The following is an 856-nucleotide window of genomic DNA, read 5'->3' as shown; positions in this document are numbered from 1 at the left end:
AATAAATTAACAAATATTTTTATGGCTTTAGGAGTTTGCCTTTCAATGGAAACATTTGCAGAACCTGTTTTTTCTAATGATTTATTAGCGAAAGCAGAAAATGGAGATACTTCTGCTCAGTTAGAATTAGCCGAGATTTATCTATATGGTCATGGTGTTGATTCAGATGAAAATCAAGCTGAAGTTTGGGCTCTTAAATCAGCAGAAAATGGAAATGTAGCAGCAATGTTTTGGTTAGCTGATGGATATGTTACTTATGCTAGATTAATGGAAGATGATGACAAAAACGATTCTTTAGAACATTTCCAAAAAGCTTTTAAGTGGTTTCAGAAAGCCTCAGAAAATGGCCATTCTGAATCAATGGTTGAGTTAGCTGATCTATATACTCGTGCAGATAGCGGAATAGAAGTTAATATTAATAAAGCTTTTGAACTTCGTGAAAAGGCTGCAAAGTTAGGTAATAAGAAAGCAATGCGAAGTCTTTCCGTTATGTATCGTGATGGTATAGGTATTCCTAAAAATACTGATTTAGCTCAAAGTTGGTGGGATAAGTCTGAAAATTAGTTTTAATATTTCCTAAAATTAACATAATACACCTTATACGAAATGCTGTATAATTATCCTTATAATTCAACGCTGTAGTTTCTAGTTTATAGTCCGAGCATCCCTGTTCGGTCTTTTTTTATGACTTTTCACGTTCCACGCTATTATTTCATCAATGTTCCACACTTTTGATTAGCTCAATTGAATAATCAGGATGCCTGGTCTTTTTCTTTTTGGCATTCATCCAGCTCTTTCTTCAGCGCCTTTTTATCCTGGTACGATGCAATCAGCATGATCGGGATCAGCAGCGGAG

General features: G+C 34.8%; 1 protein-coding gene. It reads left to right on the top strand.

The window, feature by feature from the left end; translation table 11 throughout:
* Window positions 1-564, top strand: a 564-nt coding sequence (locus tag ABD296_RS49455) for a tetratricopeptide repeat protein (RefSeq protein WP_344285487.1), incomplete at its 5' end; no start/stop codon positions are given.
* Window positions 565-856: the final 292 nt, after the last annotated feature.

Source organism: Actinomadura napierensis (genome assembly GCF_039529375.1).
GTDB lineage: Bacteria > Actinomycetota > Actinomycetes > Streptosporangiales > Streptosporangiaceae > Spirillospora > Spirillospora napierensis.
Note: the sequence above shows the minus strand (reverse complement) of the source record. Positions and strands in the feature narration are given on the sequence as shown.